The organism is Solitalea canadensis DSM 3403, from assembly GCF_000242635.2.
In the GTDB taxonomy this organism is placed as follows: Bacteria; Bacteroidota; Bacteroidia; order Sphingobacteriales; family Sphingobacteriaceae; genus Solitalea; species Solitalea canadensis.
In genome coordinates, this window is record NC_017770.1 from 1,185,035 (window position 1) to 1,202,808 (window position 17,774).

General features: G+C 37.6%; 16 protein-coding genes. 10 read left to right on the top strand and 6 right to left on the bottom strand.

Annotated elements, in window-relative coordinates; genetic code table 11:
• Positions 1 to 557 precede the first annotated feature (557 nt).
• Positions 558 to 1,091 carry a hypothetical protein gene (locus SOLCA_RS04910; protein WP_014679341.1) on the bottom strand — a complete coding sequence of 178 codons (534 nt, stop codon included), beginning with the start codon at positions 1,089 to 1,091 and terminating at the stop codon, positions 558 to 560.
• A gap of 276 nt (positions 1,092 to 1,367) precedes the next feature.
• On the opposite strand from SOLCA_RS04910, the gene SOLCA_RS04915 reads away from it, so the two are divergent.
• The gene (locus SOLCA_RS04915; RefSeq protein WP_014679342.1) at positions 1,368 to 2,147 is read left to right on the top strand and encodes a nucleotidyl transferase AbiEii/AbiGii toxin family protein; all 780 of its coding nucleotides are present in this window, start codon (positions 1,368 to 1,370) and stop codon (positions 2,145 to 2,147) included.
• 81 nt (positions 2,148 to 2,228) lie between these two features.
• Here SOLCA_RS04915 and SOLCA_RS04920 read toward each other — a convergent pair whose 3' ends face one another.
• The 3 genes from SOLCA_RS04920 to SOLCA_RS04930 all read right to left on the bottom strand — a co-directional run bounded on the left by SOLCA_RS04920 (position 2,229) and on the right by SOLCA_RS04930 (position 4,272).
• A complete protein-coding gene (locus SOLCA_RS04920; RefSeq protein ID WP_014679343.1) occupies positions 2,229 to 2,654 on the bottom strand; it encodes an SRPBCC family protein in 426 nt (141 codons plus the stop codon).
• 121 nt (positions 2,655 to 2,775) lie between these two features.
• Positions 2,776 to 3,366 carry a hypothetical protein gene (locus SOLCA_RS04925; RefSeq protein WP_014679344.1) on the bottom strand — a complete coding sequence of 197 codons (591 nt, stop codon included), beginning with the start codon at positions 3,364 to 3,366 and terminating at the stop codon, positions 2,776 to 2,778.
• Between the two features lie 33 nt (positions 3,367 to 3,399).
• The gene (locus tag SOLCA_RS04930; protein WP_014679345.1) at positions 3,400 to 4,272 is read right to left on the bottom strand and encodes a sugar phosphate isomerase/epimerase family protein; all 873 of its coding nucleotides are present in this window, start codon (positions 4,270 to 4,272) and stop codon (positions 3,400 to 3,402) included.
• A gap of 483 nt (positions 4,273 to 4,755) precedes the next feature.
• On the opposite strand from SOLCA_RS04930, the gene SOLCA_RS04935 reads away from it, so the two are divergent.
• From SOLCA_RS04935 to SOLCA_RS04955, 5 genes are all read left to right on the top strand, one after another.
• Positions 4,756 to 5,319: a hypothetical protein gene (locus SOLCA_RS04935; RefSeq protein WP_014679346.1), complete on the top strand. Its 564-nt coding sequence runs from the start codon at positions 4,756 to 4,758 to the stop codon at positions 5,317 to 5,319.
• Between the two features lie 147 nt (positions 5,320 to 5,466).
• A complete protein-coding gene (locus SOLCA_RS04940; RefSeq protein ID WP_014679347.1) occupies positions 5,467 to 5,742 on the top strand; it encodes an ArsR/SmtB family transcription factor in 276 nt (91 codons plus the stop codon).
• Between the two features lie 204 nt (positions 5,743 to 5,946).
• On the top strand, positions 5,947 to 7,023 hold the full coding sequence (locus tag SOLCA_RS04945; RefSeq protein WP_014679348.1) for an efflux RND transporter periplasmic adaptor subunit: 1,077 nt from the start codon (positions 5,947 to 5,949) through the stop codon (positions 7,021 to 7,023).
• A gap of 25 nt (positions 7,024 to 7,048) precedes the next feature.
• Positions 7,049 to 10,165 carry an efflux RND transporter permease subunit gene (locus SOLCA_RS04950; protein WP_014679349.1) on the top strand — a complete coding sequence of 1,039 codons (3,117 nt, stop codon included), beginning with the start codon at positions 7,049 to 7,051 and terminating at the stop codon, positions 10,163 to 10,165.
• Positions 10,166 to 10,584: 419 nt separating this feature from the next.
• On the top strand, positions 10,585 to 11,946 hold the full coding sequence (locus SOLCA_RS04955; protein WP_014679350.1) for a TolC family protein: 1,362 nt from the start codon (positions 10,585 to 10,587) through the stop codon (positions 11,944 to 11,946).
• 147 nt (positions 11,947 to 12,093) lie between these two features.
• Here the strand turns inward: SOLCA_RS04955 and SOLCA_RS04960 are convergent, their stop codons facing one another.
• Together SOLCA_RS04960 and SOLCA_RS04965 are read right to left on the bottom strand one after the other, a co-directional pair.
• Positions 12,094 to 12,705 carry a MarR family winged helix-turn-helix transcriptional regulator gene (locus SOLCA_RS04960; protein WP_014679351.1) on the bottom strand — a complete coding sequence of 204 codons (612 nt, stop codon included), beginning with the start codon at positions 12,703 to 12,705 and terminating at the stop codon, positions 12,094 to 12,096.
• 96 nt (positions 12,706 to 12,801) lie between these two features.
• The gene (locus tag SOLCA_RS04965; RefSeq protein WP_014679352.1) at positions 12,802 to 13,035 is read right to left on the bottom strand and encodes a hypothetical protein; all 234 of its coding nucleotides are present in this window, start codon (positions 13,033 to 13,035) and stop codon (positions 12,802 to 12,804) included.
• Between the two features lie 62 nt (positions 13,036 to 13,097).
• On the opposite strand from SOLCA_RS04965, the gene SOLCA_RS04970 reads away from it, so the two are divergent.
• From SOLCA_RS04970 to SOLCA_RS04985, 4 genes are all read left to right on the top strand, one after another.
• Complete coding sequence (locus SOLCA_RS04970) at positions 13,098 to 15,773, top strand: RHS repeat domain-containing protein (protein ID WP_014679353.1); 2,676 nt, start codon at positions 13,098 to 13,100, stop codon at positions 15,771 to 15,773.
• A 1-nt stretch (position 15,774) separates the two neighbouring features.
• The gene (locus tag SOLCA_RS04975; protein WP_014679354.1) at positions 15,775 to 16,299 is read left to right on the top strand and encodes a hypothetical protein; all 525 of its coding nucleotides are present in this window, start codon (positions 15,775 to 15,777) and stop codon (positions 16,297 to 16,299) included.
• A gap of 539 nt (positions 16,300 to 16,838) precedes the next feature.
• Positions 16,839 to 17,453 (top strand): hypothetical protein, encoded by a 615-nt coding sequence (locus tag SOLCA_RS04980; RefSeq protein ID WP_014679355.1) that lies wholly within the window; start codon positions 16,839 to 16,841, stop codon positions 17,451 to 17,453.
• 63 nt (positions 17,454 to 17,516) lie between these two features.
• The gene (locus tag SOLCA_RS04985; RefSeq protein WP_014679356.1) at positions 17,517 to 17,729 is read left to right on the top strand and encodes a hypothetical protein; all 213 of its coding nucleotides are present in this window, start codon (positions 17,517 to 17,519) and stop codon (positions 17,727 to 17,729) included.
• Positions 17,730 to 17,774: the final 45 nt, after the last annotated feature.

The following is a 17,774-nucleotide window of genomic DNA, read 5'->3' on the forward strand; positions in this document are numbered from 1 at the left end:
AACTTTCTCCCTGAATATATGGCAAACATTTTAACGTTCGTAGTGTCGTATGCTCTACCTTGTGTTTTATTGAATTACTTTCTAATATTTTATAATTACAGGTACAAGGAGTTACTGAAAAGATATCCTTCCAAAGAAGGCAAGCTTTTTCTTACCTACTTTTTGATATCAATGCTTCTACCTCTTGTTTTATTAATAGGGGGTATTATTCTTAATCGATTAGGACTAATTAGTTAATTCAAATGAACCCTGTTGCCAGGGCATATCTTATGTCTTGGCGCGGCGAGACTTAAGACTGCAAATAAAACCAAGGTCTTTCAGACCGACATAAAACATAACTACAAGCAAAATCATCCAGTTTTGCTGTATAACCTTAGAAGAAAAGTTTACTGCCAGTATTGACTTGATAAGGAATACTTATTATTTGATATGCCCTGATTAGCTTTAAGCCGTTATAGTTTTTTACTTTTATAAAGTTTAAAAAAGTCAGAAAGCGTAAAAACAGATATGTTTTTAATGGATTAAGACTTAACTAATTTTCAGATATAAAAATCAAACTATTTCCTCCATTTGATTTTATCCAACTCAAACATCTCATTCATCTCCTTGTAAAGCTCATCAACAAGATTCAGGTAATTATCTCCAAGCTCCTTCATTTTGGCTTCGTTCGTTTCATTAGCAAATTGAAGTGCGATTTGTGATTGTTCCCAGAAAATACGGTGAAACTTATCGGTGATGAGGTATTTGTTAACAGCTAAACTTTCAAAAACCTCTGTAAGCGGTACAATATCATTATTTACAATAAAGCCTTCCAGCTTGGTGCCATTCTTAACACGTTTAAGATTAGTTAGCACAATACCAATCTTTGTCTGTAGCTCACGGATCATGAGATAACGATCCATCAATATTTTTTCTTCAAAATTCGACCGTTTTTCAAGGTCAAGTTCGAACACTTTTTTATGCTTATCAAACTCATTTGAAATCGTTTTCTCCGTAATCAATTTAACCAGATAAATAAATATAGCTCCAATTACCAACAGAAAAACAATAGGCGGAGAGTACTTTGTTAACCAGGTAATGATGTCGTCCATAATGACCAGAAAAAACACTACACAATATAAGTTACTTCTATCAATTTTAGTAATAATTTAGTAAATTAAATTATTGAAAATGAGTTGATTGAGTTCTTTTGCATCCACCCTTTGCCATGAAATAAACTCATGAAAAATAGACTTCTTGTTTTTCTTCTGATTGCTTTTAATGTTATTGATTTTGGTGATGATAGCTGCATCCTTGGTACCTAATCATCATGTGATTCATACCAGGTTAAGAATAAGGAGGAAGCATTTCATGCACTTAGAGAGATTATGCAGGAAGTTGCGCTTGCTGGATTAAATAGGGCGGGCTTTTTCGAAAAAGCAGCATTTTACGGAGGCACTGCTCTGCGTATATTTTATGGTTTGAACAGGTTTTCTGAAGATCTGGATTTTTCATTATTAAAAGCTGAAGCTGATTTTTCATTGGATAAATACCTGGATGCAATAGTTACTGAGTTTGATGCATTAGGTATGCAGGTGTCAATTCGTGAAAAGGAGAAATCGGTGGTTACTAATATAGAGTCTGCTTTCTTAAAGTCGGAAACCCTGTGGAAAGAACTAATATTAGAGGGTATTACCCCTCAAAATAAAGTGAATGAAAGGGTTGCTATTAAAATTAAACTGGAAGTAGATACCAATCCGCCATCTGGCTTTGAGACTGAAGAAAGATTACTCTTAAAACCGTTTTCTTTTTATGTTAAGTGTTTTACTGCAGCTGATTTATTTGCCGGAAAAATGCATGCCTTACTGTTTCGTAAATGGAAGAATAGGGTAAAGGGAAGAGATTGGTATGATTTGGAATGGTATATAAGAAAAGGAATTCCGTTAAACCTTGATCACTTCTTGAAGAGAGCTATGGATAGTGGAGATTGGTCAAAGGATACAATAAGCGAGCAGGAGATCATGAATTTGCTTCAAGAAAAAATTAAAAGCGTTTCAGTAGAGCAGATAAAAGACGATATCGTTAGGTTTATACCCGATCCTTCAGTAGTAGCTATTTGGTCTACTCAGTATTTTATGGATTTAACTCGATTGATAAGATTCAAATAAGTTCCTATTCTGTAAAAAAAATAAGCAGATAATCGGAAATTATCCGATTATCTGCTTAAAAAATTACATTTTATTAAATTATTACTTCGATTCTGCGTATTTTTTGAAGTTATTCATAATTGCCTGCCAGCCCTGCTGCTGCAATTCTGCTGGGTTTTCCGACTCCGCTTCAAATGTTTCAATAACTTCTGTAGTGTTGCCTTGGCTTTCAAATTTAATGTCAACTTTCCGACCATCATCAATGGTATAAACAATGTGCTTATTCGTATCTAGCACATCATAAGTTCCGCCGAAATCGAAACCAAAACTGCCGTCTTTAGCTTCCATTCGTGCCGAAAATTTACCCCCTACATGTAAGTCGGCTTTGGCCCATGGCGACTGCCAGTCGTCTGACGCAAAATTCCATTTTGTAATGTGATCAGGTTGAGTCCAAAATTCCCAAACTTTTTCAACAGGAGCGTTTACAGTTGCTTTAACAGTGATCAATGTTTTTTCTGAGGTATTCATATTGTTTAGCTTTTTACGTTTACTTTTTTTGTTTGATTGATATAGTACAAACATACATCGGAAGCCTCATTTCAGGAATGGCTGAAACCGACAAATCAAAGGGCTATTTACGACAATCGTTTCAGGGGATCTTGATTTTGGGTACTTCAGCGGTTGCCAGCTGGTTAATGTAGGTAGTTCTGGCCGACTTTAGGCTGGTAAGGAACTCGGTGCTATTGCCATAACTTCTTTTACTCATGCCAAAAAGTTGAATCGCTTTCCCGTCGACCAATTTGTATCGATAAGCATTCCATTCAACAATATCATCCTGACTCATTAAGAAATCGAGAATCACCTCATTTTTCTCTATATTTTCAATAACGCTGTAATTGGCTACCGGATCAGTCCCTTTTCGTTGTTGAATTAATTCAATTTGCGAACTCACAGCTTGTTTAACTGTGATGTTTCCTTTAACGACTTCCAGCAAAAGCATTTCGGTATATTTTTCAGCTTTTTGCCCTTTCGGTAAATACTCCTGCTTGTAATAGCTATTGTTGGGATTGCTGCTCCACGACAATTGATAATTGATGCCTCCAATGGAAATGGTTTCTGCTGAAGAAAGATAGTTTTGTACAGTCGCTGGTTTAGCTGTTTGTTGTGCCATTAATTGCGTTGGATTAACTGCCAACACAAAGCCAAGAGGAATGGACAAGAGCGTTTTCAGATAGTTCATTTTCTTAGATTAGATCGTAAAGTAAATATAATCCTATTTTAGCAAAGTCGATTGAACATAATCAGCACTTTGCTTTATACTTTGAAAAGGATCAATTTTAAAATTCTCCTGCTCTACAAAGAAATGCTGCACGCCCGACCTGATTGCCTGATTAATAATCAGTTTAAAATCAATAGAACCACTTCCGATTTCAGTATTTAGGTTTGGAGTTACCTTATCCATGTCTTTCACATGTACCATTACAAAACGTTTCGGGTAGTCTTTAAATAATTGAACAGGGTCATGTCCTGCCCGGACAGCCCAATACAAGTCCAATTCAAAATAAACGTTGGAAGATGTGCTGGTTAAAAGTTCTTTATAGAGGTAAGTGCCATCAATGGTTGTGAATTCAAAATCATGGTTATGATAGGCAAGTTTCAACCCCGCGGACTCGCAAATCACCGCTGCTTTATTTATTTTATCTACAATTCGTTTAAAATCGTCAACTGTTTTTCTTTCCTTTTCTTGCAGGAAAGGAACTGTTACATACATTTGACCAACAATTGCAGCCGCTTCTGCCGCCCTTTTTAGTTCATCATAATTAGCTGCAGCAAACAAATGATCCATTCCGTAATGGCCGCTGGGTGATGTTAAGCCATTTGCCTTTAACAAAGTTTTAAACTCCTTAGGAGTTAATCCCCAAAAACCTTTTTCAGGGTCATAGCCATACGTTTCAACTTCTTTATAGCCCGAAATGGCCACTTTTTCAATAACACCCTTTACATCAGATGGTAAATAGTCCCTCAAACTGTAAAGTTGTAAGCCTGCATTTTTAGTTGTTTTGGCAAACAATGCGTTGGGCATCAGAGCAATTCCGGCGGCAGTAATGCCCGATTGAATTAGAAAGGTTTTTCTGGAAATTTTCACAGTGCTTTTTCTTATGGCTGCCAATATAAGGGTTATAAATAATTTCCAGAATTCTATGAAATGTAATTACAATAATCGCCTGGTTTAAATTTTGAATCGATAAAGCATAGCGAACGAATTTTGCAGAACCATTGAAATTAGGATATCAATAAAGAAAACAGGAATGAAAGTAGGGGAAGAAGGTGAAGATTTATATCGTAGTAGTTGCGAATTGTTAGGTAGTTAAATTATCAATGTAACATGTTTTAAGTGCTCTGAGAAGTGATTTTTAACTTCAAATCCTAAGTAGAAAAATACCAAGAAGTGGGTATTGTATACATTATTTTCAGCAATTATATTTAGTAATCTTAATAGCCCCTCTCTATTTTTCCCTGAATTGATTTTTGGTTGCACCATTAAAGATCCTGAATCCTTAAGCTATGGAGCACCGTTAGTATTAAATAGTTGAAATGCTATTAAATAACCTTTTATACTTTTTTAGATATGTCGCTTAATACGAAGAATTACCAGATCGGTTATATCAATGGCTATTTGCAAAGCCTGAATAATCTATATGATCTACGGTTTGGTTTTGATGGAGATTTTGGGGCAACAGAAGCTAGTTTTGCTCATCGTAAGGCTTCGACGAATCTATATAATGATGTGCTACGGATTTTAATAGAGAACCACACCCTTTCTTCCGCAAATAATACACTTATGGCACGAGCATGTGAGCGACTGCATCTTGTTCCGCTTAATAAAAGATATAATGAATTAATACCTTATGTTGAACCGTGGGTTCCCGGAGATGATTTTCTGACGATAGCACAACACCGAAAGGTAAATGACAACTGGAAACCTAGATTGCAAACTGTAGCGGAAGAGTTGTTCTTCACCATTTATCAATATGTATTGGGCGATACTGAAAAATATAATTATTGGTTGGTAGAAGCAGATGATCTGCTAAAACTCTATACTCCTTATTATTTATCGTCATTGTTGCTTGTTTTTGAAAGCAAAGAAGATGTTTTTGTATTAACATTTATCCAGCGAAATATTTATCCATGATGTAGAGACAAGGCATGCCTTGTCCCTACACCATGAATAAATTATCATGTTTAAACATCTAATTGTAAAGAATACGTCACATTCTGCTCATAAATTCTTAACCTAAGTATTTATCAATACATTTGCATTTATAAATATGTTAATGCTATGGACATAAAAAGAGTTGAAAGAATATCGAAGGCACTTAGTGATCCAAGTCGTATTAAAATTTTGCAATCGGTAAGCAAGAAGAAAACCTGTCTGTATTGTACCGAGATCGGTGACATTATTGACCTGGCTCAGCCTTCCATCTCACACCACCTTAAACAATTGGTTGATGCTGATTTGATTATTTCTGAAAAAGAGGGGAGAAGTGTAAAGTACCGCTTAAACAATGAAGTAATAGATGATTATACTAAATTTTTGACCGACCTGAAGGTCTAAAATTTTTTGCCCAAACGTATCGATAATTATAAATATATAAATATTTAAAAATATCTAACATTTCTTAAAACAATATCCATTTCCCAAAGTTATGTTGATTATAATTAGTTGAATAAGGCCTTTCGCTAATTATAAAAACAAAGCACAGTTAACAAAAAACGAACAATTACGCAATATTATATCGATACATTTAAATATATTAATATGAAAAACCAACGCTTTAACCCATACAGATCTATTGCAGCGATTGCATTAGTATCATTAGCCCTTGCATTGGTGGCTTCTGGATGCACATCAAAAGGAAACGCAAACACCATTAATAAAGCGGCTGTCAGTCAGCCGGGTACACCTGTAGATGCTCAGGTGTTAAGATCCGAAACATTAAATGATGAAATGGAAGTTTCGGGAACATTAATAGCCAAACAAAGTGTAAGCATAATGAGTGAGCTAAGCAGAAAGGTTACGGATGTTTACGCAAAGGAAGGTCAGTTCGTAAACGCAGGAACTATCTTATTCAAATTAGACGATGCCGATTTACGAGCTCAACTGGAGCAACTACAACAACAAGAGAAACTAGCTAAACTTAACGAACAACGCTTAAAAGATCTGATCAACCATCAGGCGGTAATGCAGCAAGATTACGATCAGGTGTTTACCAATTTAAAAGTACTGGAAGCGCAGATCAAGCAAATCAAAGTAACTATTGATAAAACAGCCATCAGAGCACCATTTAACGGCCGTATTGGTATTGTAAATATTTATCGTGGTGCATTGGTTTCGCCAGGAACAGCTTTAACAACCATTGAAGACAATAGTCAGGTTAAGGTCGATTTCTCCATTCCGGAAAAATACACCAGTACGGTAAACATTGGTGATGCAATTGGTTTCACCGTTGAATCAACAGCTAAACCTTACCAAGCAAAGGTTATTGCACGCGAGGCAAGTGTTGATAACACTACCCGAAGTTTATTGGTGAGAGCTGTAAGTGATAATCCCAATAAAGAATTATTACCCGGACAAAGTGCACGATTAAAAGTTCGTTTGAATTCTTCGGCCAATGCCATCATGATTCCTAATCAGGCACTTATTCCGTCATCGCAAGGCTATAGTGTATTTGTTTCGCAAGGCGGAAAAGCAATTATAAAACCGGTGGAAATCGGACAGCGTGATGCTTATTCGGTGCATATTACTAAAGGTTTGAAAGCCGGCGATACACTTATTGTAAGTAACATGTTGCGGTTAGCTCCAGGTTCACAAGTGCAATTAGTTTCTATTAAATGATCCCTAATTTATCTATCAAACTAACATGAGTTCAATATCAACACTGAGCATTTCCCGTCCGGTAATGGCGGGAGTAATGTCAGTTCTACTAATATTATTCGGTATTGTTGGGTACTCCTTTTTAGGAACCCGTGAATACCCTGTTACCGATTCGCCTATCGTTACGGTAACCACTGTTTATCCGGGAGCGAGTGCAGATATTATTGCTTCGCAGGTAACCAAACCATTGGAAGAAGCAATTGCTGAAGCAAATGGAATCCGAGCTATTTCATCGACTTCGCGTGAGCAGGTGAGTGTGATTACGGTGGAATTTAACCTGAATGCAGATTTAGAAGCTGCTGCGAATGATGTTCGCGATAAAGTTTCAAAATCGCGCCAGCAACTACCAACCGACATAGAGCCAACCATTGTTGAAAAAGCTGGTCCGGCCGACTTCCTGGTATTCCTAACGGTGCAGAGTAAAACGAAAAGTCTGGAAGATGTAACCGATTTTGTAAACATCAATATTAAAGAACGTTTACAATCGATTCCCGGCGTGCGTTTGGTCGATTCTTATGCAGGACGTAAACGTTCAATGCGTTTACGGATGGACCCGGTGAAAATGGCTGCTTATGGATTAACACCTTCAGATATTCAGAAAGCATTACAACGTGAGAATGTTGACTTACCAAGCGGTAGGATCGAAGGTCAAAATACCGAAGTTTCTTTACGTACCGAAGGTCGTTTGGTTAATGAAGATGATTTCAACAACATGATTCTGAGCCAAAAGGATGGTGCAATAGTTCGATTCAAAGACATTGGAACCGCTGTAATGTCGTCACAAAATGAGCGTACAGCAATGATCATCTACAATGGTAAAACTGCCGAATATGGGGTAGGTACCGGAGTAATGCCACAACGCGGTGCTAACTCTCTGGCCATTGTTGAAGAGTTTAAAAAACGATTTGAGGAAATTAAGAAAACCGCTCCTAAGGAATACGAAATTGCTCTAGGGAAGGACTTTACCGTTCCAGTTCGAAATTCACTTTCGGAAGTGGAAGAAACCCTGATACTTGCTTTTGTACTGGTATCAATCATCATCTTTATTTTCTTGCGCGACTGGAGAAGTACGATAATACCATTGGTGGCCATTCCGGTGTCTATTATTTCCGCGTTCTTCATTATGTACATCGCCGATTTTTCCATTAATGTGCTTACACTCCTGGGATTGGTGCTGGCTATTGGTTTGGTAGTGGACGATGCGATTGTGGTCCTTGAAAATATCTACAGTAAGGTAGAGAAGGGAATGCATCCGGTTGAAGCTGCAAAAAAAGGATCTACCGAAATTTACTTTGCAGTTATCTCTACTACCGTAACACTGGCCGCAGTTTTTCTACCGATTCTGTTCTTAGGGGGCATTACGGGAAGATTGTTTAAAGAGTTTGCCATTGTGGTAGCCGGCTCGGTATTGATTTCCGCATTTGTGGCCTTAACCTTATCGCCAATGATGAGCGCTTATTTATTGAAAGCGGGAACGGCTCATGGGTGGTTGTATCGTAAAACCGAACCTTGGTTTGAAGCGTTGAATAATGCTTATGCCCGCTCTTTAAATGCGTTCTTTAAAGTACGCTGGTTAGGTTTTGTGATCTTATTACTTTCTTTCGGTGTGGCTTACTGGTTGGCCCCAAAGCTTCCTTCAGAATTAGCTCCGCTTGAAGATCGTTCAATGATCGGATTAGCAGTTATTGCTCCGGAAGGAACTTCCTTTGAGAGTATGCAAGCCAGTATGAAGGAGATCGGAAATTACGTTAGTGATTCTGTTCCTGACTTAAATCGCGATCGCACTTATGCAGCTATTGCCGCAGGTAGTGGAAATCTGACTTTACCGGTTAATAGTAGTTTTCAATGGATTTTCCTGGAAGATCCTAAAGACCGAAAAAGTGGGTTAACCCAGGCGCAGATTTATCAAAAATTAGCTGCTGCTGCACCTCGATTCCGTAATGTGTTAGTAATCCCAATTCAGTTGCCAACGATCGGAGGTTATGGAAATAGCCAACCTGTACAATACGTAATTCAGGCACCTGGCTTAAAAGAATTAGTAGATGTGATGCCTAAACTGATGAACTCAGTTTACTCGAGCAACAAACTGATGTTCCCTGATCCCGACTTTAAAATTAACCGTCCGGAGATTAGTATTTCCATTGACAGACGTCGTGCCGCTCAGTTGGGTATATCGACTGAAGAAATCGGAAGAACATTACAACTGGCTTTAAGTGGTCGTCGTTATGGATATTTTATCTACAATGACCGTCAGTATGAGGTAATCGGACAATTGGACCGGAAAGAGCGTTCAGCGCCTTATGATTTGCGTTCGCTTAATTTAAAAGCACAATCGGGTGAGATGGTTTCGTTGGATAACCTGGTTACCTTGAAAGATGGAATCAGTCCACCTGCCATTTATCGTTTCAACCAAAATTATAGCGCGACTATTTCGGCAACACCTGCACCAGGTGTAAGCTTGGGAGAAGCAATTAAGGAGCTGGATAATATTACGGCCAAAGAATTACCGAAAGGTTTCAGTACAGCACTTGCCGGACAAAGCCGCGATTATGCCGAAAGCAGTTCAAGTTTGGTTTATGCATTCTTATTTGCCATTGTGCTAATCTATTTGGTGTTGGCTGCTCAATTTGAAAGTCTGATAGATCCATTTATCATTCTGCTGACAGTTCCAATGGCATTAACCGGAGCGTTGTTGAGTTTATATTTTACCGATCAGTCGATCAATATTTTCAGTCAGATTGGTATCATCATGCTCATTGGGTTGATCACCAAAAACGGTATCCTGATCGTTGAGTTTGCGAACCAAAGCAAGGAAGAAGGGGAGTCGGTTTTAGAAGCAGTAAAGACAGCAGCCGTGTCGAGGTTCAGACCAATTTTGATGACCACTTTGGCCATGATATTTGGTACCCTACCAATCGCCATGTCATTAGGAACCGCTTCAGGAAGCCGCCAGTCATTAGGTATTGTGGTAGTAGGAGGTTTGATCTTCGCCGGAGTTTTAACGCTTTATGTTATTCCTGCTATTTATTCCTATTTCTCAAGGGCACATAAAAAATCAATAATAACTGAACATGAACCTGCTGAATTGAAAGAGGCAGTGTGATGAGTTGAAAGAGTTTTTTCGAAAGGAACACACCCCTAACCCCTCTCAAGAGGGGAATTTTTCAACTACGTTGATAAGGGTTCCCCTCTTGAGACTATATAGGCTTAGAATTATGACAGTGTTTTGAATTCACGGATAAAAAATGTGCAAACTCCGCCTTGTACAGTTCGGCAAAGTTGAGTTAAGTTCTAGCATTAACAATGGAAGAACTGTACGCAGCGGCGGCGTTTTTTGCTTACTTTTTTTCGCTGCAGAAAAAAAGTAAGTCTCGCGGAAAGCGACTAAGCAAAATAGAGCATTGGCTAATGCTCAAAACGTAATATTTTGACGCTACTGTCAATAAAGTTATTATCCTGAGAGGGGCTAGGGGGTAAATTAATACAACAGCTAAAACTCCTTCAACATAAAAAATAAACAAAATGAACAAGATAAATACGGCGCATATAGTCGCCTGGATTATATTAATATTACTGGGACTCGCAACTACATTGGTAGAAGCACAGTCCTTGCCTAATCAATCACTAACTTTAAAAGACGTGATTGAATTGGCCAGAAGTCATAACCGAGATCTAAAAGTTGATTCACTATCCATCAGCAGATCGGAACAGCAAACGCGTATTGCTAAAAGTCAGTTTTTACCTACGATTGGCCTTGCCGGACAGTACCAACATTATTTTCAAAAACCGGTTTTCTTTGGCTTTGACGCTATATCACCCGATAAAATTAATTATGGACGAGTAGGAGGTGAGGATCAGATTGGTGCCCAGGCATTTTTATCACAGCCAATTTTTAACCCGAATGCATCGCCAGAGCTGAAACGCTCGAAATTGGTTGAAAAGCAAACCCAATTGCAGTATCGTGATCGGGAGGTAGATGTAGTTTCGGATGTTAAACAAGTGTATTTGAGGATTTTGGTGCTGGAAAAACGTTTACGCCTGCAAAACGAAAGTGTAGAACGTAATAAAAAAGCGCTGGAAGATTCGCGTTCATTATTGACACAGGGGAAAGCATTGTTGGTAGATACATTAAGGGCCTATACATCCATGAAAAACCTGGAACCGGATGTGTTACGTTTAACCTATGCCATTGAAGTTAGTAAACAACAATTAGGCGTTCTTACCGGACTTGATTCGTTAACGAGCAGTAACATCAACCTGAAAGATTCTTTAGTATACAGTCCGGCAGATGTAATCCCTACAGAAGTGGAATTATACAAAGCATCATTGACACAACGCGCTGACCTGCAGATTTTGGCATTGAATCGGGATGTTAGTCAGCAGCAAATTGATGTTGCAAAAGGAGCAAAATTGCCTTCACTTAATTTGGTGAGCCAGTATCAGTTACAATCCCAAGCAAATGACTTTAAATTCGGAAGTGCAAGCTGGCCTCCGGTATTCTTTGTTGGCGCGCAGGTTTCAATTCCATTATTTACCGGTTTTGCCAATACTTCCAGGGTAAAGCAAGCGCAGATCGAACAACGCCAGTCGCACGTGATTTACACCAACGCTCAGGCTCAACTTAAAACCGAAGTGAAAAGTGTACTGGCTTCATTGCTGGAGACATCCAAAAGGATCCAAACCCAGTTGAATGTTGAAAATACAGCAGAAACCAGTTATTCGATCACCAAATACCGCTATGAACGAGGCGTGGCATCTCGCTTAGAATTAGTGGATGCCGAATTGGCGCTGCGAACAGCCCAAATCAACTACCTGGAAGCGGTCTTTGAATATCAAACCGCCAAAATTGAACTCGACCGCACGCTCGGAAAAGTTGTGTATTAATATAAAATGTGTTGCAATTGTTTAAGGCTATTTCGGTTTTAATATCGGAATGGCCTTATTAGTTTTTTACTGCTGAAGTTTCGATGACAATGTGCACAGGTATTTCCATGCTGCATTTGATATGTGAAATATTTTCAATTAGTAGGTTCATTTTACTAGTTCATGCTCCGGACAATCCACCCGTAATTCTGAGGTTTCCAGCTTCGTATTTAGCAATGCACAAAAATGAGCCTCACCATTATAGTTGGTTTTATAATGACGACAACTCATACACATTCGTTGAATAGTAATAACACCAGTTTTATTAAGATGACTGATAATGTTCAGTAAGCTTAACAGCAGATTCTCCTTATCGTCGGGTAAAAGTTTGTTAACGGGAGTTTGTATTTCATTGGTAAACAAAGCCGTTTGTTCGGCAAGTTCTTTTCCCTTCGGAGTAAGGTGTATGATATAACTACGGGTATCATGTTGTTCATACTCTTTGCTGATCAATTCTTTCTGTTCCAGTGATTTGATGGAATCACTGATAGTCGCCTTAGTCATGTTAAACTCATGAGCCATGTAACTCACCTTTCTTTTTTCGTCACTGTGGTACAACAAAAATATCAGTACCTGTATTTGAATCGGACTCAGTGATAACTCCTTGCTTTCATTCCAAAGCAATACCCTGAAAGCTTGCGAAATTCTCTCAAGGGCAGCAACAATTTTGCTGTCGACCGTTAAGTTTTGGTGCGAAAGATCGAAGGGTGACTTATTCATTTTTACTATAGTTTTTCATTTCATAAATACAGTTTTTGTTTAATAAGTTCAACATAAAAAGCAACCGGCTTTAGCAACCGGTTGCAGCTAATTACTTCAGCTTTTTACATCAGCCATCGAAGCCCCAAAATTTATATGAAGCACATGGCCATTAGGAGTAAGCAGGGCAGGCACCGATTTTACACCCGCAAGCTCTGCTTCGGCAATTCTGCCTTTGTCTTCTCCTAAATGCACAATTTCTACATTGTTGGCACCAATCAGGTTAATAATGTCGTGCTCTGCACTAATACAAACCGGACATCCCGCATGATAAAAGACTGACTTGTTCATTTTTTAACTCATTAAGTAGTGAGCATTATCGCTGGAGTAAATATAGTTAGGAATCCTAATTAATGCAAAGAGATTTAATATTCTGCTATAACTTTTACAACCAACAGGGACAATTAGTAGCTACAATCGCTCCCGAAGGTGTGAAGCAACTCGTTGCTAATATGAATGCTTTTACTAGAAAGGAAGACATTCCTTTTAGTACATTTTATAATTATGATGCTCAGGGAAGGTTGATAAAAGTAAAAGTATGGGAAGGTGGAACGACAGAATATGCCTATCGTAAGGACGGCAGTATTCGCTTTTCGCAAAACTCTTTGCAGGTCGGAAAGAAAAGTCTCTCATATACCAATTATGATCAGTATGGCAGAGCGGTTGAATCAGGTGAATATGTATATGGCACTACGGGAACTAATTTTACTTCCGCTAAGACGTCATCTTCCATCTTAGAAAATATCGCAAATGATGGCGGTCTTGCTAATTTTTCAACCTTAAAAACGGATTGGGTCAGAACGGAATATGATGTCGCTTCAAAAAATGTAAATACAGTAGCTTCCGGATATGCTCAGGACTTCACTTATTGCGGAATTGTCTATACGCAAAATGCGAACAGTGAAACTTGGTACAGTTATGATGATCAGGGACAACTTATCTGGAAAGTACAGAATATTACAGGCTTGGGGGCAAAAACCATCGACTATACCTATGATTTTAATGGCAATGTGCTTCAGGTAGTTTATCAAAAGAATACACCTGCCGAACGCTTCTATCATCATTATGAATACGATTTGGATAAGCGTTTAAGTGCCGTGTATACGAGTAAAGATGGAATTAGCAAGACACTGGAAGCCAAATACTACTATTACTTACATGGCCCATTAAAACGAGTGGAACTAGCAGACAATTTACAAGGAATTGATTATACCTACACGCCACAAGGCTGGCTCAAAACAATCAATCACCCAAGTGGAGTTGATAGTTATGACCCGGGAAAAGATGGAATAGCAAATGGTTTTGCAAAAGATGTATTCGGGATGAGTATGGAATACTTCAGTGGAGATTATATCCGGTCAGGTAGTAATATAGCCAATGTAAGCCCGGGAGCTGGGTATACACCGTATTACAATGGAAATATTCAAGCTTTGACCTGGAGCAACAAGCAGACCACAGGTGGAACGGCAAGTGCGAGGATGTCCGCTTTTAAGTATGATGCTAAGTATCAACTAAATGAATCGGTACACGGAGTTCCAAATTATACTGTTGGTATTTTTGCAGGAACCAATGCCTATAAAGAAACGTTTACTTATCGGGATGCTCACGGAAATATCGGTTCACTTACACGAAACGATGGTTCAGGGAATGTATTGGATAACTTTAGTTACACCTATGGAATTAATAGCAACAGGTTAACAGCTGTACCAGGATATGCCAGTTATGAATACGATGCATTAGGCCAATTAACCCGACAAAATAAAAGTACGGCAAATGATATAAAAGTTAAGTATAATGTAACCGGAAAGGTAATTGGATTATATGATCAAAGTGATAATCTTAAAGTAAGTTATACTTATGATGAAAATGATCAACGGATACAAAAGATTGATAAAACAGGAACGACTGAGGTTATTAACTGGTATGTAAGTGATCCTGCTGGCGAAGCATTGGCTATTTATGAAAAGCAGGGTACAAGTGCAATAAACTTAACGGAACAGTCAATTTATGGGGTAGATCGGTTGGGAATCTACTTTGCTATGGGTAATGTAAAAAGGTATGAACTGAAAGATCATTTGGGAAATGTACGAGGTATATTGCTACGTAATAAGAATGGAAATAATGCCGATATTTACAGTTTCAAGGATTATTATGCCTTTGGTAGTAAAGCTCAAAGTGGAGGAACTGATGATTATCGTTATGATTACCAGGGACAGTATTCAGAAAAGGATAAAGAAACTGACTGGAATGCGTTTGATCTTCGAATGTATGATGCAAAAATTGGTCGTTGGTTAAGCTTTGATCCTAAAAATCAGTATTGGTCTCCATATGTGGGGATGGGGAATAATCCTATTAAAACTGCTGACCCAACTGGAGGTGAAGGTGAAAATGATTTCTATTTTAACCTACAAGGTGATTATCTTCGCATGAAAGAGAGATCATGGTTACACAATATGCTTTTTGGAGATAAAGGGTTTATTATTGATAATGAGAATAATGTAAAATCTTCATTTTCTTTTAATGATGCAATTGATCCGGCTAGATTCCTTAAAAAAGAGGGAGATTTTTTGAAAGGTGTTGATTTGTATTTTAGTAACAAAATGGAATCCAAACTTACGAAGATAATGTCAAGCAAGGGGGATCTTAAGATGAAGAATGCTAATATATATGATAAATATATGTTTGTCTATAACGAAAGCATGCAAGGTGGCCAATTTGATTTTGCAGGTAGTTTTGCTCCAGATAGATTAACTATTTTGGATGGCATAGCTTATAATAATTTTGATGCAGGTAACTATTTGTGGGGCTTTGCCATGGCTAAGATGAATGTGAGCGCTATATTAACTCATTGGGGATCAGAATATAATGGTTTTTGGAATGGTAAAATCCAAAATGTAAAAATGGGACAGTCTCCTCCAACAGGGTGGAAGAGAATCACGTGGAAAGGAGATTCAGCTGAAGATCAAAGGGCGATATTCAATGGTTATTTTGGTCGAAAAACGATGATGGATTTACGCTTAAATTATTAAAATGAGATTTTCTTTCAACCTGATTATATTAGTTTTTTTTCAGTATAGCTGTCAACAACCTAATTATGAGCGTAAATCTGAGATCGAGAAGATTATAAGTCAAAAAAATGATTATAAGTTGTTTTTTGGATATAGAATTAGTCAACGTGGGCCGAACTGTTATTGGTTGAGACCTAATGACTCTAATTATACTTATATAATTAATGAAAAAAATGGAGTTTATAGCTTCATTAAAGAAGACTATTATATACATGAGTCATATCCTATTAAACAGCCTTCTCCTAAATATTTAAGGATTGTTGATGCTTATAAGAAAAATCCTGCCTTATCATTATATGGCTATAATGATAATGGCGTTGAGATTTTGGAGCTAAACTTGGGAGAACTAAATTATGTTTATTATATTCCAGATATTTCAAAACTAAGCATAAAAAAAAGAATTTGGTTGAAGGATAAAACAAAGAAAATTAATGAGGATTTTTTTTACTATAAAAAGAAATCTGAATATAATGGTATTTGGCAATAATATCATCTAAGTTGTTTGAAGTCTATGGTGAAACCTTGAAATTCAAAATAAAACAGCAATCTCTAACAGGCAATAAGGCATTAAACTTAGTTTAGTGCTTCTTGTTTGTTAGAGACTTTTTACTATTTGCAATCCCTACCATGAAGCGTAATTCAAATAATCATTTACCTATTTTCCATCCAATAAAAATCCATTCCTCCAAATTTATATCTTTATTGCTATGAACGTCAGACTTATCGAAGAACAGAAAATCAAAATCCTCAATTCAGCCGATATTTTTAAAGTAATGCAACAGGCGTTGTTTGCGTGAACAAAAGAATGACCGGAACAAAGAACATGTCTTGCTTCATTATTGTTAATAGAGCTCATTTCACTGGGAACCATTAACCAAACATAGGTTGAACCTATTGAAGTGTTCAGTTTTGCAAAGTAGAAAGGAGCTGTTAATAATTATAATGGTACATAAGGGCTGTAAGAAAAGTTAATGGATAAGGAGAATAGTTAGGTAGCCTCAATTATAATAAAACAATTAAACATCTATGCGAAAACCAAATTACATCTATCTTCTAATTACACTCTTTTTTCTATTTACTAACTACAAAAACTCATTTGCTCAAAACGGAGAGTGGGTAAAAGGGCATTATTATACATGGAGCGGAGAGCGGGTTGCAGGCTTCCTTAAACATCGTTTTCAAGCACAGTTTGGCTCCGGTCCTGATAATAGCCTCCGTTTTATGGTCGATAGAGACGCTAAAAGAATAACCCTCACAACTAAAGACATAAAAAGCTTTGTTCTGCAAATCGAAAGAGGTAAAGTAGATAGTTTCATTGTCATAAAGAATTTCACTATAAATGTATTTGCGACCTATCGTGAGGATTTTGTCAAGGTAGTTGCAACGGGTCCTTTAAATTTATATATGCATTACAGCACAGTTTCGACAGGCTCCAAGTATGGGGCGACTACATCTCCTGTCAAAAAAGGGGAGTTGTTGACACTAATTAAAAATCAGTCAAACTTCAAAGAGGTAATGCCACCATTAGTTTCAGATGATACTGATCTTGTTGAAAAGATCACAAGTAAAGAGTTTAAATACAGAGACATAGAAGAAGTAATAAAGCTATATAACCAAAAACACTTTACATCTCTCAACTGATAATTATCACCGTAGAATATTATTTTTTTAATTTCTTTGCCGACATATTTTTTTGATTTACCAATGAAAAAAGGATTACTACTACACATTGCTTGCATGCTAATTGCAAGTGCAGGTTTTGCTCAGACAGCTACATCACTAACGGTTCAGGATACCAGAAACACTAATCCTCTTCCTGAAACTTTTCAGAAAACAGTCAGATATGACTTTAAAAGGACCGACGATATTGGAGTGCCAGGGGCACTGTCATATTCAGGATTAATGACATTAGCATAGTGGAGTGACGCGAGTGGTGGTAAAGTGCACCAAATGAATTTTAAT

Bases quoted from the DNA above. Each gene is read 5' to 3' on its own strand.
- SOLCA_RS04980 (WP_014679355.1), top strand. From the start codon at position 16,839: ATGCGAAAACCAAATTACATCTATCTTCTAATTACACTCTTTTTTCTA.
- SOLCA_RS04960 (WP_014679351.1), bottom strand. From the start codon at position 12,705: ATGAATAAGTCACCCTTCGATCTTTCGCACCAAAACTTAACGGTCGAC.
- SOLCA_RS04975 (WP_014679354.1), top strand. From the start codon at position 15,775: ATGAGATTTTCTTTCAACCTGATTATATTAGTTTTTTTTCAGTATAGC.
- SOLCA_RS04985 (WP_014679356.1), top strand. From the start codon at position 17,517: ATGAAAAAAGGATTACTACTACACATTGCTTGCATGCTAATTGCAAGT.
- SOLCA_RS04950 (WP_014679349.1), top strand. From the start codon at position 7,049: ATGAGTTCAATATCAACACTGAGCATTTCCCGTCCGGTAATGGCGGGA.
- SOLCA_RS04920 (WP_014679343.1), bottom strand. From the start codon at position 2,654: ATGAATACCTCAGAAAAAACATTGATCACTGTTAAAGCAACTGTAAAC.
- SOLCA_RS04970 (WP_014679353.1), top strand. From the start codon at position 13,098: ATGCAAAGAGATTTAATATTCTGCTATAACTTTTACAACCAACAGGGA.
- SOLCA_RS04915 (WP_014679342.1), top strand. From the start codon at position 1,368: ATGCAGGAAGTTGCGCTTGCTGGATTAAATAGGGCGGGCTTTTTCGAA.
- SOLCA_RS04910 (WP_014679341.1), bottom strand. From the start codon at position 1,091: ATGGACGACATCATTACCTGGTTAACAAAGTACTCTCCGCCTATTGTT.
- SOLCA_RS04945 (WP_014679348.1), top strand. From the start codon at position 5,947: ATGAAAAACCAACGCTTTAACCCATACAGATCTATTGCAGCGATTGCA.
- SOLCA_RS04935 (WP_014679346.1), top strand. From the start codon at position 4,756: ATGTCGCTTAATACGAAGAATTACCAGATCGGTTATATCAATGGCTAT.
- SOLCA_RS04965 (WP_014679352.1), bottom strand. From the start codon at position 13,035: ATGAACAAGTCAGTCTTTTATCATGCGGGATGTCCGGTTTGTATTAGT.
- SOLCA_RS04955 (WP_014679350.1), top strand. From the start codon at position 10,585: ATGAACAAGATAAATACGGCGCATATAGTCGCCTGGATTATATTAATA.
- SOLCA_RS04940 (WP_014679347.1), top strand. From the start codon at position 5,467: ATGGACATAAAAAGAGTTGAAAGAATATCGAAGGCACTTAGTGATCCA.
- SOLCA_RS04925 (WP_014679344.1), bottom strand. From the start codon at position 3,366: ATGAACTATCTGAAAACGCTCTTGTCCATTCCTCTTGGCTTTGTGTTG.